This window comes from Cupriavidus sp. C3SS-1, from assembly GCF_057073755.1.
In genome coordinates, this window is record NZ_CP172699.1 from 221,910 (window position 1) to 247,550 (window position 25,641).

27 protein-coding genes and 1 riboswitch are annotated in these 25,641 nt (G+C 65.7%); of the genes, 21 read left to right on the plus strand and 6 right to left on the minus strand.

Translation table 11 applies throughout. From position 1 onward, the window contains the following. The first annotated feature begins 2 nt into the window (after positions 1-2). From thiS to ACIGJC_RS01065, 5 genes are all read left to right on the plus strand, one after another. Positions 3-200: a sulfur carrier protein ThiS gene (gene thiS / locus ACIGJC_RS01045; RefSeq protein WP_483710190.1), complete on the plus strand. Its 198-nt coding sequence runs from the start codon at positions 3-5 to the stop codon at positions 198-200. Between the two features lie 5 nt (positions 201-205). Further along, positions 206-1,042, plus strand: a complete 837-nt coding sequence (locus ACIGJC_RS01050; RefSeq protein ID WP_483710191.1) for a thiazole synthase — start codon at positions 206-208, stop codon at positions 1,040-1,042. Further along, positions 1,039-2,175, plus strand: a complete 1,137-nt coding sequence (locus ACIGJC_RS01055) for a thiamine phosphate synthase (protein WP_483710192.1) — start codon at positions 1,039-1,041, stop codon at positions 2,173-2,175. The genes ACIGJC_RS01050 and ACIGJC_RS01055 overlap by 4 nt, the downstream gene beginning before the upstream one ends. A 56-nt stretch (positions 2,176-2,231) precedes the next feature. Then, entirely contained in the window at positions 2,232-2,477 is a 246-nt protein-coding gene (gene relB, locus ACIGJC_RS01060; protein WP_483710193.1) for a type II toxin-antitoxin system RelB family antitoxin, read from the plus strand. A 108-nt stretch (positions 2,478-2,585) separates the two neighbouring features. Beyond that, entirely contained in the window at positions 2,586-3,032 is a 447-nt protein-coding gene (locus ACIGJC_RS01065) for a PaaI family thioesterase (protein WP_483710194.1), read from the plus strand. 1 nt (position 3,033) lies between these two features. On the opposite strand, the gene ACIGJC_RS01070 is transcribed toward ACIGJC_RS01065, so the two are convergent. After that, positions 3,034-3,468 carry a PGDYG domain-containing protein gene (locus tag ACIGJC_RS01070; protein WP_483710195.1) on the minus strand — a complete coding sequence of 145 codons (435 nt, stop codon included), beginning with the start codon at positions 3,466-3,468 and terminating at the stop codon, positions 3,034-3,036. Positions 3,469-3,479: 11 nt separating this feature from the next. Beyond that, entirely contained in the window at positions 3,480-4,316 is an 837-nt protein-coding gene (thiD, locus tag ACIGJC_RS01075) for a bifunctional hydroxymethylpyrimidine kinase/phosphomethylpyrimidine kinase (protein ID WP_483710196.1), read from the minus strand. Between the two features lie 70 nt (positions 4,317-4,386). Beyond that, positions 4,387-4,468: riboswitch (S-adenosyl-L-homocysteine riboswitch) on the plus strand. Between the two features lie 141 nt (positions 4,469-4,609). Here thiD and ahcY point away from each other — a divergent pair. The 5 genes from ahcY (at position 4,610) to ACIGJC_RS01100 (ending at position 8,480) form a co-directional block, all read left to right on the plus strand. Beyond that, positions 4,610-6,028, plus strand: coding sequence for an adenosylhomocysteinase (ahcY, locus tag ACIGJC_RS01080; RefSeq protein WP_483710197.1), 1,419 nt, complete (start codon positions 4,610-4,612; stop codon positions 6,026-6,028). Positions 6,029-6,091: 63 nt separating this feature from the next. Then, positions 6,092-6,442: a phage holin family protein gene (locus ACIGJC_RS01085; RefSeq protein ID WP_011296404.1), complete on the plus strand. Its 351-nt coding sequence runs from the start codon at positions 6,092-6,094 to the stop codon at positions 6,440-6,442. Between the two features lie 61 nt (positions 6,443-6,503). Continuing rightward, complete coding sequence (metF, locus tag ACIGJC_RS01090; RefSeq protein WP_483710198.1) at positions 6,504-7,334, plus strand: methylenetetrahydrofolate reductase [NAD(P)H]; 831 nt, start codon at positions 6,504-6,506, stop codon at positions 7,332-7,334. 2 nt (positions 7,335-7,336) lie between these two features. Next, positions 7,337-7,699 carry a TfoX/Sxy family protein gene (locus tag ACIGJC_RS01095; RefSeq protein WP_483710199.1) on the plus strand — a complete coding sequence of 121 codons (363 nt, stop codon included), beginning with the start codon at positions 7,337-7,339 and terminating at the stop codon, positions 7,697-7,699. A 37-nt stretch (positions 7,700-7,736) separates the two neighbouring features. Next, the gene (locus ACIGJC_RS01100; RefSeq protein ID WP_483710200.1) at positions 7,737-8,480 is read left to right on the plus strand and encodes a Mut7-C RNAse domain-containing protein; all 744 of its coding nucleotides are present in this window, start codon (positions 7,737-7,739) and stop codon (positions 8,478-8,480) included. Between the two features lie 44 nt (positions 8,481-8,524). On the opposite strand, the gene ACIGJC_RS01105 is transcribed toward ACIGJC_RS01100, so the two are convergent. Then, positions 8,525-9,115 carry a 5-formyltetrahydrofolate cyclo-ligase gene (locus ACIGJC_RS01105; RefSeq protein ID WP_483710201.1) on the minus strand — a complete coding sequence of 197 codons (591 nt, stop codon included), beginning with the start codon at positions 9,113-9,115 and terminating at the stop codon, positions 8,525-8,527. 112 nt (positions 9,116-9,227) lie between these two features. Here ACIGJC_RS01105 and ACIGJC_RS01110 point away from each other — a divergent pair, with 112 nt between their 5' ends. The 4 genes from ACIGJC_RS01110 to ACIGJC_RS01125 all read left to right on the plus strand — a co-directional run bounded on the left by ACIGJC_RS01110 (position 9,228) and on the right by ACIGJC_RS01125 (position 14,460). After that, positions 9,228-11,186 carry a lytic transglycosylase domain-containing protein gene (locus ACIGJC_RS01110; RefSeq protein ID WP_483710202.1) on the plus strand — a complete coding sequence of 653 codons (1,959 nt, stop codon included), beginning with the start codon at positions 9,228-9,230 and terminating at the stop codon, positions 11,184-11,186. 82 nt (positions 11,187-11,268) lie between these two features. Continuing rightward, on the plus strand, positions 11,269-12,291 hold the full coding sequence (locus ACIGJC_RS01115; RefSeq protein WP_483710203.1) for a complex I NDUFA9 subunit family protein: 1,023 nt from the start codon (positions 11,269-11,271) through the stop codon (positions 12,289-12,291). Positions 12,292-12,485: 194 nt separating this feature from the next. Next, the gene (locus ACIGJC_RS01120; RefSeq protein ID WP_483710204.1) at positions 12,486-13,175 is read left to right on the plus strand and encodes a glutathione S-transferase family protein; all 690 of its coding nucleotides are present in this window, start codon (positions 12,486-12,488) and stop codon (positions 13,173-13,175) included. 37 nt (positions 13,176-13,212) lie between these two features. Then, positions 13,213-14,460, plus strand: a complete 1,248-nt coding sequence (locus tag ACIGJC_RS01125; protein WP_483710205.1) for a multifunctional CCA addition/repair protein — start codon at positions 13,213-13,215, stop codon at positions 14,458-14,460. On the opposite strand, the gene ACIGJC_RS01130 is transcribed toward ACIGJC_RS01125, so the two are convergent. Both ACIGJC_RS01130 and ACIGJC_RS01135 read right to left on the minus strand, forming a co-directional pair. Beyond that, positions 14,437-14,631, minus strand: coding sequence for a DUF2905 domain-containing protein (locus tag ACIGJC_RS01130; RefSeq protein ID WP_483710206.1), 195 nt, complete (start codon positions 14,629-14,631; stop codon positions 14,437-14,439). The genes ACIGJC_RS01125 and ACIGJC_RS01130 overlap by 24 nt on opposite strands. Positions 14,632-14,643: 12 nt before the next feature. Further along, complete coding sequence (locus tag ACIGJC_RS01135; RefSeq protein WP_483710207.1) at positions 14,644-15,846, minus strand: class I SAM-dependent methyltransferase; 1,203 nt, start codon at positions 15,844-15,846, stop codon at positions 14,644-14,646. Between the two features lie 54 nt (positions 15,847-15,900). Between ACIGJC_RS01135 and ACIGJC_RS01140 the strand changes: the two genes are divergently transcribed. The 3 genes from ACIGJC_RS01140 (at position 15,901) to ttcA (ending at position 18,196) form a co-directional block, all read left to right on the plus strand. After that, on the plus strand, positions 15,901-16,701 hold the full coding sequence (locus tag ACIGJC_RS01140; RefSeq protein ID WP_483711438.1) for an SDR family oxidoreductase: 801 nt from the start codon (positions 15,901-15,903) through the stop codon (positions 16,699-16,701). Between the two features lie 75 nt (positions 16,702-16,776). After that, the gene (locus tag ACIGJC_RS01145; RefSeq protein WP_483710208.1) at positions 16,777-17,178 is read left to right on the plus strand and encodes a dihydroneopterin aldolase; all 402 of its coding nucleotides are present in this window, start codon (positions 16,777-16,779) and stop codon (positions 17,176-17,178) included. A gap of 79 nt (positions 17,179-17,257) precedes the next feature. Beyond that, entirely contained in the window at positions 17,258-18,196 is a 939-nt protein-coding gene (gene ttcA, locus ACIGJC_RS01150; RefSeq protein ID WP_483710209.1) for a tRNA 2-thiocytidine(32) synthetase TtcA, read from the plus strand. Between the two features lie 78 nt (positions 18,197-18,274). On the opposite strand, the gene ACIGJC_RS01155 is transcribed toward ttcA, so the two are convergent. Continuing rightward, positions 18,275-19,132: a DUF6279 family lipoprotein gene (locus ACIGJC_RS01155; RefSeq protein WP_483710210.1), complete on the minus strand. Its 858-nt coding sequence runs from the start codon at positions 19,130-19,132 to the stop codon at positions 18,275-18,277. A 258-nt stretch (positions 19,133-19,390) separates the two neighbouring features. On the opposite strand from ACIGJC_RS01155, the gene glmU reads away from it, so the two are divergent. The 4 genes from glmU (at position 19,391) to ACIGJC_RS01175 (ending at position 25,640) form a co-directional block, all read left to right on the plus strand. Continuing rightward, positions 19,391-20,755 carry a bifunctional UDP-N-acetylglucosamine diphosphorylase/glucosamine-1-phosphate N-acetyltransferase GlmU gene (glmU, locus tag ACIGJC_RS01160; RefSeq protein WP_483710211.1) on the plus strand — a complete coding sequence of 455 codons (1,365 nt, stop codon included), beginning with the start codon at positions 19,391-19,393 and terminating at the stop codon, positions 20,753-20,755. A 141-nt stretch (positions 20,756-20,896) separates the two neighbouring features. Then, positions 20,897-22,735: a glutamine--fructose-6-phosphate transaminase (isomerizing) gene (gene glmS / locus ACIGJC_RS01165; RefSeq protein ID WP_483710212.1), complete on the plus strand. Its 1,839-nt coding sequence runs from the start codon at positions 20,897-20,899 to the stop codon at positions 22,733-22,735. A gap of 897 nt (positions 22,736-23,632) precedes the next feature. Beyond that, positions 23,633-24,442, plus strand: coding sequence for a DNA adenine methylase (locus ACIGJC_RS01170; RefSeq protein WP_483710213.1), 810 nt, complete (start codon positions 23,633-23,635; stop codon positions 24,440-24,442). Positions 24,443-24,461: 19 nt separating this feature from the next. Further along, the gene (locus ACIGJC_RS01175) at positions 24,462-25,640 is read left to right on the plus strand and encodes a metallophosphoesterase family protein (protein WP_483710214.1); all 1,179 of its coding nucleotides are present in this window, start codon (positions 24,462-24,464) and stop codon (positions 25,638-25,640) included. The last annotated feature ends 1 nt before the right edge of the window (position 25,641 follow it).

The window sequence follows — 25,641 nt, forward strand, 5'->3', positions numbered from 1 at the left end:
CCATGGATATCCTGCTGAATGGCCGCCCCCTCGTTGTTGCCGACGCCGCCACCCTGGCGGACGCGGTGGTCGCGGCCAACATTGCCCCGCCGTTCGCCGCGGCGGTCAACGGCCAGTTCGTGCCGCGCGCGGCGCACGCGGCCACGCTCCTCGCGGCCGGCGACCGCATCGACCTCGTCCAACCCGTGACGGGAGGCTGAACCTCATGACATTCGAACCGACAGAAACCTTGCGCGACCCGTTCGTGCTTTATGGCGAGTCCTTCGACTCGCGCCTGCTGCTGGGCACGGCCCGTTATCCGTCGCCGGCCACGCTGCAGGCGGCCGTGGAAATCTCGCGCCCGGCCATGGTGACCGTGGCGCTGCGCCGCCAGGGCGCCGTGGGCGAAGGCGAGGGCGGCCAGGCCTTCTGGCAGATGCTCAAGGCGCTGGGCGTGCCCGTGCTGCCCAACACCGCCGGCTGCTTTGCGCCGCAAGAAGTCATCACCACCGCCATGATGGCGCGCGAGGTGTTCGAGACCGACTGGATCAAGCTGGAGCTGATCGGCGATGACTACACGCTGCAGCCCGACACGCTGAACCTGCCCGCCGTGGCGGAAACGCTGATCAAGGAAGGCTTCAAGGTGCTGCCGTACTGCACGGAAGACCTGGTGCTGTGCCGCCGCCTGCTCGACGTCGGTTGCCAGGCGCTGATGCCGTGGGCCGCGCCGATCGGCACCGGCCGCGGCGCCGTCAACCCGCATGCGATGCGCGTGCTGCGCGAGCGCCTGCCGGACACGCCGCTGATCGTCGACGCGGGCCTGGGCCTGCCGTCGCACGCGGCGCAGGTGCTCGAGTGGGGCTATGACGGCGTGCTGCTGAATACCGCCGTGGCGCAGGCCGCCTATCCGGTCAACATGGCACGCGCGTTCGCGCAGGCCGTGGAAGCGGGCCGCACCGCCTACCTGGCGGGGCCGATGCCCGAGCGCGAAGTCGCGCAGGCCAGCACCCCGGTGGTCGGCATGCCGTTCTGGCACGCCGAGGGCGCGGAGCATCGCGCATGACCCGCCACGCGATCCATGCTGCGAGCGACGGCCCGCTGCGCCAGGCCGTGCTGGAACACTACGGCGAAACGTTTGGCGTGTCCGATCACCCGTGGCAGGCATGGCGGCTCGCTGACGCGCCTGCCAGCCCGGGGGCGCACGATGTGCTGTTGTCCGATGGCGAGGCCGATGCCGACGTGATCGCACGCGTGGCCGCGGCTGGCGCCACGCTGATCGAAACCGACCGCGAAGGCGGACAGTGGATCGATACCGTGCGCTCGCCGATGGGCACGTGGGTACTTTCCGCTCGCGCGGATGATGATCATGCGCACTCGCCGGCATTCGTCGCGGTGCTGCTGGCCAGCCTGTCGCTGCATTTCCCCGCGCATGACGCGCTGTGCCTGGCACGTGCGTGGCGTCCGGGCTCGGCCGAATGGCCGACGGAGTTCGATCGCTTCCCGCGTGTGCGCCATGCCGCGCTGGTGGCGCCGGAAGCCGCCGTGCCGGCTTTTGCGCCGTGCCCGCCGGCGCTCGGCCTTTACGCCGTGGTGCCTAGCGCCGAATGGATCGAGAAGCTGGTGCCGCTGGGCGTGCCCACGGTGCAGTTGCGTTTCAAGTCGGAGGATCCTGCCGCTGTGCGTGCGGAAGTCGCGCGTGCAGCGCAGGCCGCGAAGGGGTCGCAGTCGCGGTTGTTTATCAATGACCACTGGCAGATTGCTGTTGAACTGCATGCCGCCAGCGGTGGCGACAGCGGTATCTATGGCATCCACCTTGGCCAGGAAGACCTGGACGAGGCCGATCTCGACGCCCTGCGGGCCTCAGGCCTGCGTTTGGGCGTGTCCACGCACGGTTATGCGGAGATGGTGCGCGTCGCGGCGATCCGGCCGAGCTATCTCGCGCTCGGCGCGATCTTCCCGACTACCACCAAGGTCATGCCGACGGCGCCGCAAGGGATGGGTCGCTTCCAGGCATATGTGAAGCTGATGCAGCCGGTGATTCCGTCGCTGGTGGGAATCGGCGGTGTTAATGCTTCGAACATGAGCCAGGTGCTAGCGGTCGGCGTCGGCAGCGCTGCCGTCGTGCGGGCCATCACGGAGGCCGACGACGTTCCGGCAGCCGTGGCGCATCTGGTCAACCTGTTTCCCACTGGCTAAGCCTCATACGGTAGCGAGGCAGCCCGAGCTTTGACGGGATACCATGCTCGCTATGTTTGCGTAGCAGAGCTGCAGCCCGTCATGCTTGCCATCCGATACCTGCCGACATTGAGGAGCGCCTGGAAGCCTTAGCCAAGCGGACAAGTCGCACGAAGACGTCCCATGCACGCGAAGCCATCATGCGGCACTTGAAATATCTCGAAGATCTGCATCGGGCAGACAATACTGCCCGTGTTCGCGCGGGGAGCGAGTCCACAGTAACGCTTGATGAGCTTGTGGATCGGCTTGGCCTCGCAAATTGAAGTCAGGCCAAGATTTGTGCGACATTCGCCCAGCCACGGGAGCCGAATCCGACCCCGCCGCTATTATGTCGTGCTGCATCCCCGGCCAATCATCCAGCGTTTCCCACCATGTCCAGCCCGATCGAAATCGTCCCCGCCGCCCCCGGCACGTCTGAAAAGCCCTACTTCGGCATCGACGTCCCGCTGATGCGCTATTTCGGCCTGCAGCCGGAGTTGATCGAAGCGGACTATTGCCGCACGCGCCTGCCCGCGCACCCGCAGCTCGTGAACAGCCGCGGCGACGTGCACGGCGGGACGCTGATGGCCACGCTGGACTTCACGCTGAGCGGCGCGGCGCGTTCGCACGCGCCCACGGAAACCGGCGTGATCACGATCGATATGTCCACACATTTCCTGGCAGCGGCGCGCGGCGAGCTGACGCTCGAAGCCCGCTGCATGCGCCGGGGCGCCCGCATCGCCTTCTGCGAGGGCGAGGTCAAGGACGCCTCGGGCACGGTGGTGTGCGTCGCACGCGCCGCGTTCAAGCTGGTGCCGCTGTCCAGCGGCGGCAACTGATTCAGTCCGGCAGGCGGCGGTACACCGCCGCAAATCGCGCCTGCTCGGTGATGCCGTAGTCGCCAGGCGCGTATTGCATCAGCCAGTCGCCCGGCTTGCCGTGCAATACATCCCCGCCATCGGAGCGGGCGATGCTGAAGGCCTCTTCCATGCGCCGCGCCAGCACGGGCACCGGCTTGTTGCGGTAGGGGCCGTCCTCGCCGTGTGCCGAGGGTTCCAGGGCCACGTACTTCGGATCAAAGCGCTCGCGCGAGACGACCCAGCGGTCGCCGGTCGCGCCGGTGACAATGGCATCGCCGACGCGGTAGCGGTTGGGGCCTTCGCGGCTTTCCAGCTCGCCGGCCTTTGCGGCAAACATCACCTGTACCTGCTCTTCCTTGACGTAGCGCGCGGCAGCGGTGTCTTCGCGCAGGTCGATGTCGTTCAGTGGCTGCATATCGTCTCCGTTCAGCCCAGCACGCGCGGTGCGAAGGCGTGGTTGAGCGGGCCATTGCCCGCGCCCAGTCTCAGGCCGGCGCCGGCGGCAATCGCCCGCGCCACATAGTCCAGTCCCTTGCCCGCCGCGTCTTCCAGTGTGTCGCCACGCGCCAGTTGCGCAGCGATGGCGGCAGCCAGCGTGCAGCCGGTGCCGTGCAGGTTCTTCGTGTCGATGCGAGGGTGCGTGAATACGCGCACGGTGCCGTCGGGCAGCATCAGCAGGTCGTCCAGTGCGCCGTTCGTGCTGGCCGGGCCATCATCGTCGAGGTGGCCGCCCTTGAGCAGCACCGCGGGACAGCCCATTGCGATCAGGTCGGCGGCGGCCTGCTCCATCTCTGCGCGGCGCGTGATGGTGCGGCCGAGCAGATAGGAGGCTTCGGGCAGGTTAGGCGTCACCAGCACGGCGCGCGGAAACAGCAGGCGCACCATGGCCTGGCTGGTGGCGTCATCGGAGAGCGTCGCGCCGGAGGTGGAAATCATCACGGGGTCGACCACCAGCTTGCGGATGCCGTGGCGGTCCGCCGCCGCGGCGACGGCCTCGACGATGGCGGCGGTGCCCAGCATGCCGGTCTTGGCCGCGTCGACGCCGAGATCGCTCGCCACCGCGTCGATCTGTGCCGCCACCATGTCGGCGGGAATCGCATGCACGCCGCTGACACCGAGTGTGTTCTGCGCGGTGATGGCGGTGATGGCGCTCATGCCGAAGCAGCCCAGCGCGGAGAAGGTCTTGAGGTCGGCCTGGATGCCGGCGCCGCCGCCCGAGTCGGAACCTGCGATGGTGAGGGTGCGGGGTGGTGTCGGGATCATGTCAGAGAGGTGAGCGGAAAAAAGCCGGCGGCATTTTGCACGGGTTCACGCCGGCAGGCTACAATACCGCCACTCCGAGGAGCGTTGCAACGGATCGTGGCGTAACATGCCCTCCGCCAGGCTCGGACTGTCTCAAACGGCGCTCGCTGATCCGTGGTTCGCACGGTGGCGAGTCGACCTATCCGCCCGCTTCATTGGTGTTGCGCACGTTACGCATCGCGTTTCGTGCCTTCAGGAAGCGCGGCCCGATTTCCCGCCCGTCACCGTCGTCCACTCTTCACCGGGAGTGAAACATGAACGCTGTGACCGACCTCAAGCAAGATTACCTCGTGGCCGACATCGGCCTGGCCGGCTGGGGCCGCAAGGAAATCGCCATCGCCGAAACCGAAATGCCGGGCCTGATGGCGATCCGCGACGAATTCGCCGCCGCGCAGCCGCTCAAGGGCGCGCGCATCGCCGGCTCGCTGCACATGACGATCCAGACCGCCGTGCTGATCGAAACGCTGGCGGCACTGGGCGCCGATGTGCGCTGGGCTTCGTGCAACATCTTCTCGACGCAGGACCACGCCGCCGCCGCGATCGCCGCGGGTGGCACCCCCGTGTTCGCCTTCAAGGGCGAGTCGCTGAAGGAATACTGGGATTTCACGCACCGCATTTTCGACTGGGCCGACGGCGGCACCCCGAACATGATCCTGGACGACGGCGGCGATGCCACGCTGCTGCTGCACCTGGGCGCCAAGGCCGAGAAGGACGCTTCGCTGATCGCCAATCCGGGCAGCGAGGAAGAGACCTTCCTGTTCGCCGCGATCAAGGAAAAGCTGGCCCAGGATCCGAGCTGGTACAGCCGCAACCTCGCCGCCATCCGCGGCGTGACCGAGGAAACCACCACCGGCGTGCACCGCCTGTACCAGATGGCGCAGAAGGGCGACCTGAAGTTCCCGGCCATCAACGTCAACGACTCGGTCACCAAGAGCAAGTTCGACAACCTGTACGGCTGCCGTGAATCGCTGGTGGACGGCATCAAGCGCGCCACCGACGTGATGATCGCCGGCAAGGTCGCCGTGGTCGCAGGCTACGGCGACGTGGGCAAGGGCAGCGCACAAGCACTGCGTGCGCTGTCGGCACAGGTGTGGGTCACCGAAATCGACCCGATCTGCGCACTGCAGGCCGCGATGGAAGGCTACCGCGTGGTCACCATGGACTACGCCGCCGAGCACGGCGATATCTTCGTCACCTGCACTGGCAACTACCACGTCATCACGCATGACCACATGGCCAAAATGAAGGACCAGGCCATCGTCTGCAACATCGGCCACTTCGACAACGAGATCGACATCGCCTCGATCGAGAAGTACGAATGGGACGAGATCAAGCCGCAGGTCGATCACGTCAAGTTCCCCGACGGCAAGAAGCTGATCATCCTGGCCAAGGGCCGCCTGGTGAACCTGGGTTGCGCCACGGGCCACCCGTCGTACGTGATGAGCAGCTCGTTCGCCAACCAGACCATCGCGCAGATCGAACTCTGGCAGGAACGCGACAGCGGCAAGTACCCGGTGGGGGTCTACACGCTGCCCAAGCACCTGGACGAGAAGGTGGCACGCCTGCAGCTGAAGAAGCTGAATGCACAGCTGACCGAGCTGACCGAGCAGCAGGCGGCCTACATCGGCGTGCAGAAGCAAGGCCCGTACAAGGCCGATCACTACCGCTATTGATCTGAAGTGAAGGCCCCTCTGCCGCTTGCGGGAGAGGGGAAAAACCGCTTTCAAGGAGCCGTCATGAGACTGCTGATCGTCTGGATCATCAACGCCGTGTCGCTGTTCGTGCTGCCGTACATCCTGCCGTCGATCCATCTGAAGAGCTTTGGCTCGGCCATGCTGGCCGCGCTGGTGCTGGGCCTGGTCAATACGCTGATCCGGCCGATCCTGGTGATCCTGACGCTGCCGGTGACGGTGCTGACGCTCGGGCTCTTCATTTTCGTGATCAACGCGCTGCTGTTCCTGTTCGTCGGCAACCTGCTGTCGGGCTTTTCGGTCGGCGGCTTCGGGGCGGCCCTGCTGGGCTCCATCCTGTACAGCGTGATCTCGTGGCTGCTGTCCAGCCTGCTGCTGGGCGAACGCGCGGCCTGACGGCCACGCACTGCCGCGGGGTCCCATCAAGCGCGCCGCGCCAACGCGGCGCGCCACTATCATGCAAGACCGCTACTACAGTTTTGAATTCTTCCCGCCCAAGACGGCGGAGGGCGCCGAGAAGCTGCGCAATACGCGCGCGCAGCTCGCTCCGCTGAACCCGAAGTACATCTCGGTGACGTTCGGTGCCGGCGGCACCACGCAGCAGGGAACGCTCGACACCGTGCTGGAAATCCAGCGCGAAGGCATCGAGGCCGCGCCGCACCTGTCGTGCGTCGGGTCCTCGCGCGAGAGCATCCGCGCGATCCTGCAGCAGTACCGCGACGGCGGCATCCGCCATATCGTCGCGCTGCGCGGCGACATGCCGTCGGGCATGGGCGAGATCGGCGAATTCCGCTACGCCAACGAGCTGGTCGAGTTCATCCGCGCCGAGACTGGCGACTGGTTCCAGATCGAAGTGGCGGCCTACCCGGAATACCATCCGCAGGCCAAGTCGCCGCGCCATGACCTGGAGAACTTCGTGCGCAAGGTGAAGGCCGGCGCCAACTCCGCCATCACGCAATATTTCTTCAACGCCGACGCGTACTTCCGCTTCGTCGACGATGCGCGCGCGATGGGCGTGGACGTGCCGATCGTGCCGGGCATCATGCCGATCACGAACTACTCGCAGCTGATGCGCTTCTCCGAGATGTGCGGCTCCGAAGTGCCGCGCTGGGTGGCCAAGCGGCTCGAAGGCTTCGGCGACGACCGCGAGTCGATCCGCGCGTTCGGACTGGACGTGGTCACGGCGCTGTGCGAACGGCTGCTGGCGGGCGGCGTGCCGGGCCTGCATTTCTATACGCTCAACGCCGCCGGCGCCACCAAGGCGATCTGGCAGCGCCTGAAGCTCTGAGCGTGGCCGCGCGCCGGCCCGATCCCTTCATCGAGCACCTGCTCGAACTGATGGGGCCGCTGGCGGCGCGCATCGGCGCGATCTCCGCGCGCCGCATGTTCGGCGGCCACGGCCTGTTCTACGACGGGCTGATGTTCGCGCTGGTCAGCGACGGGCAATGCTATCTCAAGGCCGACGACAAGACGCTGGCGCGCTTTCAAGCTCAGGGCAGCCATGCGTTCCGCTATGTCTCGTCAAGGGGCGAGGTGACGTTGCGCCACTACCTGACGCTGCCGCCGGAATGCCTGGAATCGCGGACGGCGATGACGCCGTGGGCGCAGATGGCGGTGGAGGCGGCGTTGCGCCTGGCGAACCAGAAGGGCTGAGTGCCGACACGGTGCCATCGGTGTCATACTCGGTGTCATGGTCACCGCCACCTTCCGCTTCTACGAGGAACTGAACGACTTCCTTGCGCCGGACCAGCGCGGGCGTGACCTGTCCTGCCCATGCGCGCGCGCCGCCACGGTCAAGCACATGATCGAGGCACTGGGCGTGCCGCATACCGAGGTCGAACTCATCCTGGTCAACGGTGAGTCGTCAGGCTTTGAGCGGATCCTGAGCGATGGCGACCGCGTCTCGGTCTATCCCAAGTTCGAATGCCTCGATGTCTCCCCGCTGCTGCGGGTACGCGCGCACCCCTTGCGGATTCTCCGCTTCGTGGCCGACGCCCATCTGGGCGGCCTGGCGCACCTGCTGCGCATGATGGGCTTCGACACCCTCTACGACAATCACTTCGAAGACAGCGAAATCGAGCGCATCGCCGCGCAGGAAGGCCGTGTCGTGCTGACGCGCGATCGCGAGCTGCTCAAGCGCCGCGGCATCACCCATGGCTGCTACGTGCGCGCGATCAAGTCCACGCCGCAGGTGCGCGAGATCTTCAGCCGGCTCGACCTGGCCCGCAGCGCGCGGCCGTTTTCGCTCTGCCTCGATTGCAACGTACCGCTGCAGCACGTCGCGCGCGAGGCCGTGGCGGGGCGCGTGCCGCCGGCGGTGCTGGAGCGCCATGAGCGCTTCGTCACCTGCGATCAGTGCCGCCGCGTGTTCTGGGAAGGCTCGCACTGGCGCTGCATGCGCATGCTCGTGGACGAGCTGGTGCAAGCCAGCTGAGTCCTAAAGCATCGCGCTGTTTCACCGTTAGGTTAGTGCTGGCGTCAGAACACGCCCGCTTCGCTGACGATCCAGTCCATCGGCAAATCATGTTCCCGGGCCTGCAGGGCGATGCGGCAGGCCTCGAAGCCGATGCCGATGGCGACTGGAGGCGTCGGCATGGCGGCCAGCGTGCGGTCGTAGAAGCCGCCGCCGTAACCGAGACGGAACTTGTCGGCACTGAAACCGACACAAGGAATCAGCAAGGCATCGGGCTGGGCTGCGTCGGTGCCGTCCGGTACCGGAATGCCGTAGTGCCCCTTGACCATCGGGGTCTGCGGGGTCCAGAGATGGAAGTCGAGCGGCACGCCGGGGCGGCTGACCGCCGGCAGCGCGGCATGGCGGCTGGTGTCCGCGGCGAGCCACCGGGTCACGACGGCGCGCGCATCGAATTCCTGCTGGATGGGCCAGTAAAAACCGAGGCAGCGGATCGCCAGCCGCTCGAGCAAAGGCAGCAGGCTGGCGGCGATGCTGGCCTCGGCGCTGGCGCGGTCGGACACCGCCGCGCGTTGTGCGAGCAGGCGCGTGCGCAGCGCGCGGCGATCTTCTTCGGCGCCGTTGCCGGGTGGCGGCGAAGGCGTATGGGTGGCTGACATGGCGTGGGATAATGTCTGCGAACAAACCAACACTGACGGCGGCGGCGCGCATGCGTGGCGATAGGCCTGGCATGACGGGCGCGGCCTCGCGTCGACAACAAGGAAGCAAAGAATGCTGAAGGGAGTATATCTGCGGCGTGCCGGCCGGGCCGCATGGGTCGCCGTGGCGTGTGCCTTGCTTGCCACCCCCGTGCTGGCGCAGAAGCGTCCGCAGCAACCGGCCGTGCGCGCGCCCCAGCCGCCGGTCATCCCGTCCGACCCGGATGATGCGTTCACGGCGCTGCGCGAAGCGGCGCGCAAGAACGACGCGGACCGCGCCTATGCGATCTCCGCGACGCTGGTGGACTATCCGATTCCGTCATACGTCGAGTACTTCCGCATCAAGCCGCAAATGTTCGACGGCAGCGGCCTGGCGCGCATCGATGCACCTGATGACCAGGTGCGCGCCTTCCTGCAGCGCTACAAGGGCGAAGCCATTGCCGACCGCATGCGCAACGACTGGCTGCTGGTGCTCGGCAAGAAGCGCGACTGGGCCAACTTCGACGCGGAGTACCCGCAGTTCGTGCTCAAGGACGACACGCAGGTCGAGTGCTACGCGCTGCTGTCGCGCGCGCTCAAGGGCCAGAACGTGGCGGCCGATACGCGCAACGTGCTGAGCGATGTGCGCTACTACGGCGAAGGCTGCGTCGACCTGATCAGCTACCTGGTGCAGAGCCAGCAGATCCAGCGCAGCGATGTTGCCTTCCAGACGCGCCAGGCGCTGGAACAGAACCTGGTTTCGCTGGCCGCCAGGATCGCGGCCACGGTGCCCGATGCGCGCATGGACAGCGACATGCTGGCCACCATCGTCAAGATGGCGCGCAATGACCCGTCGCAGGCCGCGGCCTACCTGACCGCCAGCGCCGGCAGCCTGTCGCGCGACGAGCAGGGCGCGGCGTGGGGCGTGGTGGGGCAGTACGCCGCCAAGAAGCTTTTGCCGGACGCCGCCGGCTACTACCGCCGCCAGATGGACCTGGGCGGCAACCAGTGGTTGTCCGACGAAACCCAGGAATGGCGCGTGCGTGCGGCGCTGCGCCAGGGCGACTGGAAGCAGGTGCGGCAGGCCATCGAAATGATGCGCCCCCAGCTGCGCGCCAAGGATCCGGCCTGGACCTACTGGTACGGCCGCTCGCTGAAGGCCGATGGTCGCGATGCCGAGGCCCAGCAGCAGTTCCAGCAGATCGCAGGCCAGTTCAACTTCTACGGCCAGCTGGCCACCGAAGAGCTGGGCAACCGCATCACGTTGCCGGTGCGCACCACGGTGACCGATGCCGAAGCCATGGCCATGCGCAGCCGCGCCGGCTTCCAGCGCGCGCAGAAGTTCTACAACCTGAACCTGCGCTTCGAGGGCACCCGTGAATGGAACTGGGAACTGCGTGGCATGAACGACCGCGAGCTGCTGGCCGCGGCCGAGTATGCGCGCCGGATCGAGCTGCTGGACCGCACCGTCAATACCGCGGACCGCACGCGCGCCGAGCATGATTTCTCGCTGCGCTTCCCGATGCCGTATCGTGAGCTCATGCAGCGCGCCACCGACGACGTCGGCCTCGACATGGCGTGGGCCTATGGCCTGATCCGCCAGGAATCGCGCTTTATCATGAGCGCGCGCTCGTCGGCCGGTGCGCATGGCCTGATGCAGGTGATGCCGGCCACGGCCAAGTACGTCGCGCGCAAGATCGGCATGGCGGAGTTCTCGCCGTCGATGATGGGGGATCCCAACATCAACATCGTGCTCGGCACCAACTACCTGAGCATGGTACTGACCGACCTGGACAGCTCGTGGACGCTGGCCTCGGCGGCCTACAACGCCGGGCCGGGACGGCCCAAGGCCTGGCGCAGCACGCTGACGCGCCCGGTCGAAGGCGCCATCTTCGCCGAGACCATTCCGTTCAACGAAACGCGCACATACGTGAAGAATGTGCTTTCCAACGCTACGTACTATGCTGCATTGATGAGTGGCCAGCCCCAGTCGCTGAAGTATCGCCTGGGCCAGGTTGCACCGTCGGCGGTAACCACCACTAGCCTTCCCTGACCGGGAGCGCGCCCCGCTTCTGCGGGGCGCATGCCATGACTGGCCTGCCGCCGCGTGCCGTTCTATTCGCACGGAGGCATCCATGCAGTCCAGCAATGTCCTCATCGTCGGCGGCGCCGGATTTATCGGCAGTCATCTCGCTTCCCGGCTGGCGGGCGCCGCCTCGGCCTCCGGCGCGCCGCTCGAGCCCGGCTCCAATCCTGATTCCCCCATTGCGCCCGACCGCATCGTGATCGGCGCCCGCAACGTGGAGCATGCGCAGCACTTGCTGCTGCTGCCGCGTGTCGAGGTCGCGGAACTGGGGCTGGCCGACAATGCGGCGCTCGACGATGCCATCGGCCCGCTCGGCACGGACGGCATCGTCGTCAACCTGGTCGGCGTGCTGCACGGCGAGCGCGGCGATCCCTATGGTCCCGAATTTGCCGCGGCCCACGTGGAGATGGTCAGGCAAGTCGTCGCATCGTGCCTGAGTACCGGCGTCCGGCGCCTGGTGCATATCAGCGCGCTTGGCGCCGACAGCAATGGCCCGTCGATGTACCTGCGCAGCAAGGGCGACGGCGAACGCATCGTGCGCAGCAGCGGCCTGGACTGGACCATCCTGCGTCCCTCCGTGGTGTTCGGCCCCGACGATCACTTCCTCAACCTGTTCGCCCACATGCAGGAAATGGCCCCCGTGGTGCCGCTGGCCTGCGCGCATGCGCGCTTCCAGCCGATCTACGTGCAGGACGTGGTGCAGGCCATCGTCAACGCCATGGTCACGCCGGCGACCATCGGGCGTGGCTACGACCTGGGCGGCCCGCAGGTGTACACGCTGGAAGAACTGGTGCGCTTTGCCGGGCGGGCGTCGGGCCACCCGCGCCCGGTGATCGCGCTGCCCGACGCACTGGCGCGCGTGCAGGCCGCGGTGATGGAGCACATGCCGGGCGAAACGCTGCTGTCGCGCGACAACCTCGATTCGATGCAGCTCGACAACGTGTTGCACGGACCCATGGCAGGCGAACTGGGCCTGCAGCCGGTCGGACTGGAAGCCGTGATGACCGACGTCCTGGCCGGCCGCAACCGCGATGCCCAGCTCACGGTCATGCGGGCAAGCGTGCATCGCTAGCCCGCGTCTTTCCGTGCGCTTGTGACCTGGATTCACAGCGGTTGCGAGCGCTTTTGACTTTGAGGGCCGTCATGGCGCTGGCAGAATGACGGGTTCGGCGCGCACGCTTCTGCATGCGGGCGCGCGGGTCCCCGGGCAGGAATGTTGCGTTGTGTCCGGCGACCTTTCCCCATCCCGCCCCCAAGGATTCCGCGATGAAGCTCGTCATCGGCAACAAGAATTACTCGTCCTGGTCGCTGCGCCCGTGGCTGCTGATGCGCCATGCCGGCATTGATTTCGAAGAAGTGCACGTACGCCTGTTCGTTGACAGCTTCGCCGCCGAGATCGCGCAGTATTCCCCGGCCGGCAAGGTGCCGGTGCTGGTGGACGGCGACATCTCGGTGTGGGACACGCTGTCGATCGCCGAATACCTGGCCGAGCGCTTCCCCGAAAAGGCGCTATGGCCCGCCGGCCGCGCCGAGCGTGCCCATGCCCGCTCGGTCTGCGCCGAAATGCATGCCGGCTTCACCAACCTGCGCAACCAGTTGCCGATGAACGCCACCGCGGTGCTCCCTGGCCGCGGCTGGAACGTAGCGGTCCAGCGCGACGTGGACCGGATCGCGCAGATCTGGACCGACCTGCGCGCGCGCCATGGCGATGCGGGGCCGTTCCTGTTCGGGACCTTTACGATCGCCGACGCGTATTTCGCGCCGGTGGTCAGCCGCTTCGCGACGTACGGCATCCACCTTCCCGATGCGGCCAAGGCCTATGCGGACTTCATCCTGGAGTTGCCGGCCATGCAGGAATGGATCGCCGGCGCGCGCGAAGAGCGCGATTTCCTGGCGGATGACGAGCCGTATCGCCTCGCGCCCGACCGGGGCGATGCGATTATCATCGGCCACTGAGCGCCGCGTCGGCGGCGCGCCATAGCGAGACAAGACCATGCAGGTGTACGCCGTCGGCGGTGCCATCCGCGACGAATTGCTGGGCAAGCCCAGCCAGGACCGCGACTATGTCGTGGTCGGGGCCACCCCGGCCGAGATGGTAGCCGCCGGCTACAAGCCGGTCGGCAAGGACTTCCCGGTTTTCCTGCATCCGAGCACAAAAGAGGAATACGCGCTGGCGCGCACCGAGCGCAAGACCGCCATGGGCTACAAGGGTTTTGCGTTCTATTGCGAGCCCGATGTCACGCTTGATGACGACCTGGTGCGGCGCGACCTGACCATCAACGCCATGGCGCGCGCGGTCGACGCCGACGGCAACCTGGTCGGCCCCGTCATCGATCCGCACGGCGGCCAGCAAGACCTGGCCGCGCGGCAGTTCCGCCATGTCTCCGGAGCGTTCGCCGAGGACCCGGTGCGCATCCTGCGCGTGGCGCGTTTTGCCGCGCGCTTCCATGAGTTCACTGTCGCGCCCGAGACTGTGGCGCTGATGCGCCGGATGGTGGACGCCGGCGAGGTCGACGCGCTGGTGCCCGAGCGCGTCTGGCAGGAGCTTGCGCGCGGGCTGATGGAGGCGCGGCCGTCGCGCATGTTCGAGGTGTTGCGCCAGTGCGGCGCGCTAGTGCGCCTGCTGCCGGAGCTGGACCGGCTGTGGGGCGTGCCGCAACGCGCCGACTACCATCCCGAAGTCGATACCGGCGTCCATGTGATGATGGTGATCGACTGCGCCGCCGCCATGCGTACGCCGCTGGCCGTGCGCTTCGCCGCGCTGGTCCATGACCTCGGCAAGGGGACCACGCCAGAGGACGTGCTGCCGCGCCATCTGGGCCACGAAGGCCGCAGTGTGGAGCTGCTCGAAGCCGTCTGCAAGCGCCTGCGCGTGCCCAACGACTGCCGGGACCTGGCGGTGGTGGTGGCGCGCGAGCATGGCAATATCCATCGCTGCATGGCGTTTGGCGCGGCCGCGATGACACGGCTGCTGGAGCGCTGCGATGCCCTGCGCAAGCCCGGTCGCTTTGCCGATGCGCTGCTCGCCTGCGAGGCGGACAAGCGCGGCCGCAAGGGCTTCGAGTCGGACGCCTACCCGCAGCGCGCACGCTTGCTGGCCGCGCTGGAGGCAGCCGCCGGCGTCGACGCCGGTGCTATCGCGAAGGCGTCAGCCGATGACGTCAGCCAGATCCGGGAACGTGTGCACGCGGCGCGCGTGCAGGCCGTTGAGGCTCGCCTAGATCAGTTTCCCGATCACTAGCGCCAGCAACGACAGCAGGATCGTCGACGCGAACGGCAGCATGTACTCGCGCCCGAACAGGCGGAAGCGCACGTCGCCGGGCAGCCGGCCGATGCCGAGCTTCTGCAGCCAGGGCAGGGCGGCCGACAGCACGACCACGCACAGGAAGATGGTGAGGGTCCAGCGCAGCATGGCGGCAGCGGCTCAGAGCGTGTGGCAGCGGTCGCCGCGCGCAAAGCCGGCGAGCGGTTCACTGCCGTCCAGGCCGCGGGTCAGCGCGATCACCTTGAACAGCTCTCCCATCTCGGCTTCGGACAGCAGCTTCTGCACCGCATTGGCGGCGGGCAGGAAAGCGCGCGTATCGGACGGGTCCAGCGTCATCAGCAGGTCCGTGATGCCGGCATTCATCAGGAAGCGCGCCTGCGAGGTGAAACCCGACACGTCCAGGCCGGCATCGACGGCGGCATGCGCAATGCCGCTGAAGTTGACGTGCGCCGTGATGTCCTGCAGCCCCGGGTACAGGAACGGATCGGGATGCGCGTGATGGCGGTAGTGGCACATCAGCGTGCCGCCGCTGCGCTGCGGGTGGTAATACTCGCCGGACGGGAAGCCATAGTCGATAAAGAACGCGGCCCCGCGCACCAGCATGGCGCCGACCGCGCGCGCGAAGCCGTCGGCCTCGGCATGGGTCTCGGTGACGATGTCATGGTCGCCTGGCATGGCGTGCAGCGCATCCGGGACGGCATGGGCCGGAACCAGGCGGTCTTCGAACGCGAAGGCATGCGCGGCGGTGCTGTCATCGCCCGGGACGGAGCGGGCCACGCCGCGTTCATGCCAGCGGCCGCCCGTGCGCGCGAACAGGCGCACCGGCATGGCGTCCAGCACTTCATTGCCGACGATGATGCCCTCGAAGCGCTCGGGCAGCGTGTCCAGCCACTGCACGCGCGCGGCCAGGTGCGGCGCGCGCTGCGACAGCGTGTCCTGTTGGCGGGCGCGCAGTTCGCCGGACAGCTCGACAATGCCGTAGGACTCGGGCAGTTGCCCTTCCTGTTCCAGCGCCAGCAGCAGGTCAGCCGCCAGGCGGCCGGTTCCGGCACCGAATTCGAGCAGGCGCGGCAGGCCTTGCGCCAGCAGCGGCGCGAACTGGCGCGCCAGCGTGCGGGCGAAGAAGGGGCTCAGTTCCGGCGCGGTGATGAAATCGCTGCCGTCGCGTACATCGCGCCCGAACTTGGCGGCGCCGCCGCTGTAGTATCCCAGCCCGGGCGCGTACAGCGCGAGCGACATGTAGCGGTCGAAGCCGATCCAGCCGCCGGCCGCATCGAGGGTTTCGCCGATCAGCGTGGCCAGCGAGTCGGAGGCGGCCAGCGCATCGGCGGAGGGAAGGGGTAAACTAACGGCTTTCTGCATGCCTCGATTGTAGCAATGCCCGAATCGAATCAACCTGCCTGCTTGCCGGCGCAGATGCAGCCGGCCCAGACGCAAGCCGCCGCGGCGCGCGGCGTGGCCATCGTCACCGGCGGCGCGCGCCGGCTTGGCCGCGCCATTGCGCTCGAACTGGCCGGACAAGGCTGGGACGTGGCCGTGCACTGCCATCGCTCGCGCGACGAGGCCGAGGCACTGGCCGTGAACCTTCGCGCCCTCGGCCGCCGTGCCGCGGTGCTGCAGGCCGACCTGGCCGACGAAGCCTCCACCGCGACGCTGATCGCCGCCTGCACGGCCGAGCTTGGCGTGCCGACCTGCCTGGTCAACAACGCTTCGCTGTTCCAGTACGACGTGGCCACGAGCTTTTCGTATGCGTCGCTGGACACGCATATGCGGACCAACGTGGCGGCGCCCTTGCTGCTGGCGCGCGAGATGTACAAGGCACTGAGCGCCGACACGGGCGCAGCCGATCCGCGCGGCGTGGTGATCAACCTGCTCGACCAGAAGCTGGATAACCTGAACCCGGATTTCCTGTCGTACACGCTGTCCAAGGCCGCGCTGCAGACTGCAACCGTGCAGCTGGCGCAAGCGTTTGCGCCGCGGCTGCGGGTGGTCGGCGTCGCACCCGGCATCACGTTGGTGTCGGGCGAGCAGTCGGAGCAGAGCTTCCGCCGCGCGCACCGCGTCACGCCGCTGGGCAAGTCATCCACGCCGGAAGACATTGCGCAGGCCGTGGCTTACCTGGCACGCGCCAACGCCGTGACCGGCACCACGCTGTACGTCGACGGCGGCCAGCACCTGATGCCGCTGTCGCGCGACGTGATGTTCCTGACCGAATGATGTGACCCGCGTGCCGCGCCGTCTTCCGGACGCGGCACGCCAGACCCCTTCCCGAATTACCTTTCCCCGATTGCCATGACCATGCTCGCCGCCCTTACCCATCCCAGCCTGCAAGACTGCCGCCGCATGTTCCTGCGCAACTATGAAGTCCAGATCAATATCGGCGTGCACGAATTCGAGAAGAAGGGCGAGCAGCGCGTGCTGATCAATATCGACCTGTTCGTGCCGCTGGCCGCCAGCACGCCGCAGGCCGACAAGCTCGAAGAGGTCGTCGACTACGATTTCATGCGCAACACCGTGGCCGAGCGCATGGCGCTGGGCCATGTGCACCTGCAGGAAACGCTGTGCGACGACGTGGCTCGCGCCATGCTCAGGCACCCGAAGGTGCGCGCCGTACGCGTCTCCACCGAGAAGCCGGACGTCTACCCGGATTGCGATTCGGTGGGCGTGGAAGTCTTCCACATCAAGCAGGACTGATCGGTCCCGGGTAAAATCTCGCCCCTTCCGAGCCGTCCGGCCATTTCATCCGGGCGGCCGCAACGATCCGGTATGCCTCATGACCCACTCCAATAACTTCTACCGCCTCGAGACGAGGCTCCAATCGCAAACCGGCAAGGCCATCGGCGACTTCGGCATGATCGAGGACGGCGACACCGTGCTGGTCTGCATGAGTGGCGGCAAGGACTCGTACACCATGCTGTCGGTCCTGATGGCGCTGCAGAAGCGCGCGCCGATCAAGTTCAAGCTGATCGCGATGAACCTGGACCAGAAGCAGCCCGGTTTTCCCGAGCATGTGCTGCCGGAGTACCTGAAGGCAACCGGCGTGGAATATGTGATTGTCGAGGCCGATACCTACTCGATCGTCAAGGAGAAGGTGCCCGAGGGCAAGACCACCTGTTCGCTGTGCTCGCGCCTGCGCCGCGGCGTGATCTACCGCACGGCCAAGGAGCTTGGCGCCAACAAGATCGCGCTGGGCCACCACCGCGACGACATCGTCAACACCTTCTTCCTGAACATGTTCTTCGGCGGCAAGATGAAGGCCATGCCGCCGAAGCTGGCTACGGATGATGGCGCGCACGTCGTGATCCGGCCGCTGGCGTACTGCGCGGAAAAGGACATCGCCGCGTATGCGCGTGCGATGGAATTCCCGATCATCCCGTGCAACCTGTGCGGCTCGCAGGAAAACCTGCAGCGCAAGAAGGTCAGCGAAATGCTGCAAGGCTGGGAGCGCGAAAACCCCGGCCGTATCGACAATATCTTCGCGTCCCTGCGCAACGTGGTGCCGTCGCACCTGGCCGACACCGAGCTGTTCCCGTTCACCGGGCTGGCCACGGGCCTGGCCAAGGTGGATGAAGCTTCGCTGTTCGGCGAAACCACGTTCACGCAGCAGCCGCTGGTGTTCGCCGGCAGCAGCGACGAGAACCGGATGGAGTTCGTCCGCTTCGAGCGCCCCGGGCAGGCGCCGGCGGCCGTGCCGCAGGCCAGCGCCGAGTAAGCCTCCCGCCGGGAAAATGGGAAAATCAGACACCCGCGTTATCACGCGGGCGTCTTGCCTTGGGGCATCGGGCGATCGCTACTGGTTCGCCGCCTGCGCAGTGTTGCCCTGGCGCTCGCGCATCAGGCTGCGCGTATCGTCGATCCATTTCTGGAAGCGTTCGACGGCATGCGCCTTCTGCGCTGGCGTGGTCAGGTTGGCAATGGTCGCGACCAGCGCCACGCCAGCCTGGTTGTTGGCATCGTGGCTGGCGGCTCGGGTTTCGCCGGGCGGGTGCTGCCAGTGGTCAGCGTAGCGGCGCAGCAGCTCGATGACCTGCGCCTTGGGCGGATGCGTCTGCTGGACCTGCCGCGCCAGCGCCAGCCAGTCCTCCTGGCGGCGCAGGCGCTCCGCGTAGCGCGCCTGGGCGCCCTGCATCAGCGGGCCCATGGCGGCATGGATGGCCTTTTCCTGCTCATCGGAGAAGCTTCCGTAGATCAGCTTCGCGTAGTCCATCACCTTGTCGAAGCGCGCCGACTCGCGGTCCTGGGCACTGCCGCTCAGGAACTTCTTGCGGTACTTGGTGTTGCCCTCATCGAACTTCTTTTCGATGCGGTCGATCTGCGCCGGGGTCAGCGTAAGCAGCAGGTCGGCGACGTCCGGCATGGCCTGGTTGAACGACTGCCGCGCAAGCCGCTGGCTCGATTCCTGGAACTGCACGATGGACGAGGCGCTGACCGGTTGCCGGACCTGGTCCCGGGCCTGGGTCAGCAAAGTCGAGATCTCGGGAAGCTGGGACTGCCGGTGCCACGCGAAGAAGCGCGCAATGGCCTCGCGCGTGGGCGGCTCCTGCACGTCGCTGACGTCGACATAATGGTCGATCCACCAATAAGCCAGGCGGTCGCCCTGCTGGTAGCCGGTCTTCATCGCGCTGCATCCGCAGAGGACGGCCGCCACGAATATCGCCAATATTCGGCGTAGCCAGCGATTGTGAAAATCGGAAACAGTGGCGTATTGGGCAGAAACCGTCATGTTAAAATCGCCGCGAATCTTGCCAGGGTTGCCGGATTGCCCGCAAGCCCAGTCCTGGCAACGGTTCTGGCTCCAGGAACGGCGGATGCCACTACCACAGGGCTCACGAAAGCCGGCGGCCAAACTGCCGGCTGGTGCCTTAAAGAATAGCTTTCCCGAACCATGCACCAAGAGGGTCTCCTTGTGAACATCGTCATTCTCGCCGCTGGCATGGGCAAGCGGATGCACTCCGATTTGCCAAAGGTGCTGCACCCCGTCGCCGGGCGTCCCCTGCTTGCGCATGTCATCGACACGGCACGTACGCTGTCCCCTTCGCGCCTGGTGGTCGTGGTCGGCCACGGTGCCGAACATGTGCGCACGGCCGTGGCCGCCGATGATGTCACCTTTGCGGAGCAGCCCCAGCAGCTGGGCACCGGGCATGCGGTGGCGCAGGCACTTCCTCAGTTGGACGACAGCCAGCCCACATTGGTTCTCTACGGCGACGTGCCGCTGACCTCCGCGGCGACGTTGAAGTCACTGGTCGAAGCCGCCGGCAAGAGTCGGTTCGGCGTCCTGACGGTTGAGATGCCGGACCCGAGCGGCTATGGCCGCATCGTGCGCGATGCCGCGGGCAGCATCGTCCGGATCGTCGAGCAGAAGGATGCCAGCGAAGCCGTCCGCGCGATCCGCGAAATCAATACCGGCATTATCGTGTGCCCGACCGGCCACCTGCGTCGCTGGCTGTCCACGCTGCGCAATGACAACGCCCAGGGCGAGTACTACCTGACCGATACCGTCGAGCGCGCGGCGGCCGAAGGCGTCGAGATCGTGTCGGCCCAGCCCGCGGCGGTGTGGGAAACGCTCGGCGTCAACAGCAAGGTCCAGCTTGCCGAAGTGGAACGCATCCACCAGCGCAACCAGGCCCAGCGCCTGCTCGAAGCCGGCGTGACGCTGGCCGACCCGGCGCGCATCGACGTGCGCGGCGCGCTGACCTGCGGGCGCGATGTCAGCATCGATGTCGGCTGTGTGTTCGAAGGCCGCGTGCATCTGGGCGATGGCGTGCAGATCGGCGCCAACTGCGTGATCCGCAATGCCACCATCGACGCCGGCGCGCAGGTGCAGCCGTTCTGCCATATCGACAGCGCGAAGATCGGCGCGCAGGGCCGCATCGGCCCGTACGCGCGGCTGCGCCCGGGCACGGAGCTGGGCGAGGATGTGCATATCGGCAACTTCGTCGAAGTGAAGAACTCGCAGGTCGCGGCGCATAGCAAGGCCAATCACCTGGCCTATGTGGGCGACGCCACGGTCGGCTCGCGCGTGAATATTGGCGCTGGCACCATCACCTGCAACTATGACGGCGCGAACAAGTTCCGCACGGTGATCGAGGACGATGTCTTCATCGGCTCCGATACGCAGCTGGTGGCGCCGGTGACGGTGCGCCGCGGCGCGACCATCGGTGCGGGCACCACGCTGACCAAGGAAGCGCCGGCCGACCAGCTGACGCTGTCCCGCGCCAAGCAGATGACCATCGCCGCCTGGCAGCGTCCGGTCAAGCAGCCAAAGCCGTAAGCAGTACGGCTACCGCGCGGTAGCCAACGGGGCAACACAACACGGCGGCCGCAGCGCTTGCGGCCGTACCGGCGCGGCACAATGGCCGTTGCCGTCATTGAAAACGGGCGCCGGTGTCGGCGCCGACCACGGGAGTCCAGCATGTGTGGCATCGTCGGCGCGGTTTCTACGCGCAATATCGTTCCGGTCCTGATCGAAGGCCTGCGCCGCCTCGAATACCGTGGCTATGATTCCTGCGGCGTAGCCGTGGTGCGCGATGCTTCCGTCGAGCGTGCGCGCACGGTATCGCGCGTGGCGGATCTGGACGCCCAGACCCAGGCTTCGGGCCTGGCCGGCACCACCGGCGTGGCGCACACGCGCTGGGCCACGCACGGCAAGCCCGACACCGTCAATGCCCACCCGCACCTGTCCGGCGAGACCATCGCGCTGGTGCACAACGGCATCATCGAGAACTACGAGCCGCTGCGCGAGGAACTGCGCGCGGCCGGCTACGGCTTCGAGTCGCAGACCGACACCGAAGTCGTGGCCCACCTGATCCACCAGGCCTACAGCTACCCGAGCAGCGCCACGCGCGGCGACCTGTTCGCGTCGGTGCGCGCCGTGACCAAGCGCCTGCACGGCGCCTATGCGATCGCCGTGTTCGCCAAGGACCAGCCCGAGCGCGTGGTCGGCGCGCGCGCCGGCTCGCCGCTGGTGGTGGCGCTCGGCGACGGCGAGGCTTTCCTGGCCTCCGACGCGCTGGCCGTGGCCGGCACCGCCAACCGCATCATTTACCTGGAAGAGGGCGATGTTGTGGAAGTTACGCGTGAAGGCGTGACCATCCGTGACGGCCACGATCATCTGGTCGAGCGCGAGGCACGCGTGGTCGAAGCCCACGCCGCCACGGTGGACCTGGGTCCGTACCGCCACTTCATGCAGAAGGAAATCTTCGAGCAGCCGCGCGCGCTTGGCGACACGCTTGAAGGCATCGAAGGCATTTCGCCGGAGCTGTTTGGCGAGCGCGCGGCCGAGGTCTTCCCCGAGATCGACAGCGTGCTGATCCTGGCCTGCGGCACCAGCTACTACTCGGGCTGCACGGCCAAGTACTGGCTCGAAAGCATTGCCAGGATCCCGACCCAGGTCGAAGTGGCCAGCGAGTACCGCTATCGCGAGACCGTGCCGAATCCGCGCGCGCTGGTGGTGGTGATTTCGCAGTCCGGCGAGACCGCCGATACCATGGCCGCGCTGCGCCACGCGCGCGCGCTGGGCCATACCCACACGCTGTCGATCTGCAACGTGGCCACCAGCGCCATGGTGCGCGAGACCGAGATGCGCTTCCTCACGCGCGCCGGCACCGAGATCGGCGTGGCGTCGACCAAGGCCTTCACCACGCAGCTCGCCGCGCTGTACATGCTGACGCTGGCGTTGGCCAAGGTGCGCGGCTTCCTGTCGGAAGAAGCCGAGGCGAAGGACATGGCCAACCTGCGCCACCTGCCCGCCGCGCTGCATGGCGTGCTGGCGCTCGAGCCGCAGATCATCGCCTGGTCGGAAGAGTTCGCACGCCGCGAGAACGCGCTGTTCCTGGGGCGCGGCAAGCACTACCCGATCGCGCTCGAGGGCGCGCTCAAGCTAAAGGAAATCTCGTACATCCACGCCGAAGCCTATCCGGCCGGCGAACTCAAGCACGGCCCGCTCGCGCTCGTGACCGAAGCCATGCCGGTGGTCACCGTCGCCCCGAACGACGCGCTGCTGGAAAAGCTCAAGTCCAACATCCAGGAAGTGCGGGCGCGTGGCGGACGCCTGTATGTGTTTGCCGATAGCGACACGCACATCCAGTCGACGGACGGCATCCAGGTGATCCGCATGCCCGAGCACTATGGCGATCTGTCGCCGATCCTGCACGTGGTGCCGTTGCAATTGCTGGCGTATCACACGGCGTGCGCGCGGGGGACCGACGTGGACAAGCCGCGGAACCTGGCGAAGTCGGTGACGGTGGAGTAGGGCGCCCGGGACGTTTAGCGGCCCGCTGTCATCTACAAACAGATTCGCATAACGCCCAGCGGAAGATTCGCATAACGAGCGCAAGAAACTCCTCGCGAGCCGCAGCCTGACGCCATTATTCGAGACTGTTCCCGCCGAGTTGGCGCATAGCAAAAAGCCTGGGTCGACCAACTTGGTCGGCCCGTTTTTTTTGCAAAAAGTATCTCAAACGTCACTAAACGGCGCGCTCTTCCAGAGTAGGCCCTAGGCCGGTAGAGGGAAGAGTTTCGAATAACGAAAAGTCCCAGTGCTTTGCCGGGCACGCCAAATTTGAGAAGTTGCCCAACTGCGGCGTGAGCCAAGCATTCTGGTCTTGACTCTTTCGCCTGTCCTGGATGGAACCCCTACCGCTCGGCAAGCGCACCGCCCCAGACGCTGTGGATAAGCACGCGAAATTGGTGTGGAGCGCACGCCGGCGCCATGTGGATGGAGGTGCATAACATCGCGGGCCGGGAAGCCCATTCATCGACGGGCATCGCTGTAATCCACTGCAGCCAACAGTTTTGACGCCCGTCTTCCCTCACGTAAGTGGCTGATAGAAGGGAGATTTGCTTGGATTTTTCACAACAAAAGTGACCGTTTACCTACTGCTACCATCTGTATACGTAAAAGAATGGTGTAGATGTCTCATGCGTCTTATCAGTTCGCGCGAATCATCGAGCCGGCATGGCGATACGCCAGTTTCGGATGCAGTGTGTCGTGCAGTTGATATAACGAGAAATCACAATGTTAGTGCTCGCTTTTCTTCCGTCCTCATATTTGTGGTGTGCCCTTGAGTGTGGGCAATTTGGAAAGTTATGCGGGCTACATAGTGGTTAAAATCTCAGGTCGTTCGACCATAGACCACCAGCGGACTTGATGAATACCACTGCAAGGGCGAAGCCCGTACTGCGTTGGGCGGGTAGCAAACGCCAGATTCTGCCCAAGCTGACGGGACTTGCACCTGAGTTCCGCGGGCGTTACATCGAGCCGTTTTGCGGTTCAGCGTGTCTGTTTTTGGCGCTCGAGCCATCACAGGCGCTCTTGGCTGACATTAACGCCCACTTGGTATCCGCATACCGGGCCCTACAGTCGGACCCTGACGCTATCTCCGACCAGCTTGGCTCATGGGCGCAAGACAAGGATACATACCTCGAGCTGCGAGCGATGAAGCCAGGGGACGATGTCGCCTTCAATGCCGCCCGTTTCCTTTACTTGAACCGCTACTGCTTCAACGGGGTTTATCGAGAGAACCGCGCTGGCCAGTTCAATGTTCCTTATGGCGGATATAGGTCGGGCACGTTGCCCAGTCTGGAGGATTTGCAGGAGTTCTCTCGCCGTCTACAGTCGGTGGAACTGTATTGCGGCGACTTTGCTGATGTGGTGCGTCGTGCAACCAAAGACGATTTCGTCTACCTCGACCCTCCCTACTACTACGGTGCGACCCGTAACCGCGGTGAATACGGCTGGAATGCTTTCTCGGACACGGATGTCCAGCGCTTGCTTACGGAGGTCCGCGCGGCATCTGACCGGGGCGTACGCATTCTCATCTCATATAACCAAGCACACAGCTTGAAAAAGGAACTGCCTGGCTGGCAGCTGACTTACGCGCCCGTTCGGCGGAGCGTTGCCGGGTTCTCCGAGTCCCGCCGCCCCGTGCGCGAATACCAATTGCGCAACTACGCGTAATTGCAAGGGAGCTAAGGCCTTGCCGTCAATCAAGCTTGCGGTCCTGAGCGACCTTCATGCTGCGCCACGAGGAAGCGACCCGAAGGGTACAGAAGTCCGTTTGTACTCGGATGGGGATTCGTTTGGCACGCACGAGAACCCAATGTCATCCCTGCACGACCTAATCAAGCGTAAGGGACTCACCGCGGACTTCGTTGTATGTCCAGGCGATATGACGAATAGAGCAGATGGGGGGGCGCTTCGGTACGTATGGAAAGAGTTGCATGCGCTCAAGGATGTCCTCGGCGCCAAGGAAGTCATCGCAACCGTAGGTAATCATGACGTAGATTCGCGCGGCAAGACGCTTGGCAACTTTCCGCGTGAGGCCCTGATGCGCCTAATGCCACGCTTTCCAATTGCGGACGACACTCTCGCCGACCACTATTGGGCGCATGGCTACTACGTTACATGCATCGGTTCCGCTCGCTTCTTGGTGCTGAACTCCTGCTGGCTCCATGAATCGCGCGATGAGTTGGAAATGGGGTCTGTTACGGAATACTCCCTGGAGAAGCTGAAGCGCGACTTGGCCGCGACAGGCCCTGCCGAAATCAACGTCGCAGTCTGCCATCACCACCCCCATGTCCACAGTGAGTTGGGCTTAGGAAACGACATCATGTTGAACGGCCAAGCGCTGCTAGACGTGTTGGCGAATAGCGGCATGTGGCTGGTAATTCACGGACACAAGCACCACCCCAAAATTGAAGTGGCGCAGGGAGATTTCCAGGCGCCTGTCGTGCTTGCATGCGGCAGTTTCTCTGGCCGCATCGAAGGGCCAAACGCCACGGTGTCGCGCAACTACTTCCATATGGTGGAGGCTCAACTGTTCGGCGATGACAAGGAACTATGTGGGGCCATCGAGTCGTGGCAATGGGTATCCGGCCTCGGGTGGGAGGCCTACGGCAACGCAAACTCCAGCTTTCCGAGCCGAGCCGGATTCGGGTACAACGGCAGCGTAAAGACGTTGGCACGATTAGTAGCCACGTCTCTCGGGAATCATCAATTAATGCAGTGGAGCGAGATGCTGAAGTTGCAGCCGAATCTGGCCTACCTGACGCCAAAAAGGTTCAATGCAGTGCTCCAAGCCCTGCGCGACGAACACAGCATCAATATAAATTGCTCTGACAATGGCTTGCCATCAGAGTTGGGCAAAAGGTCCTGAG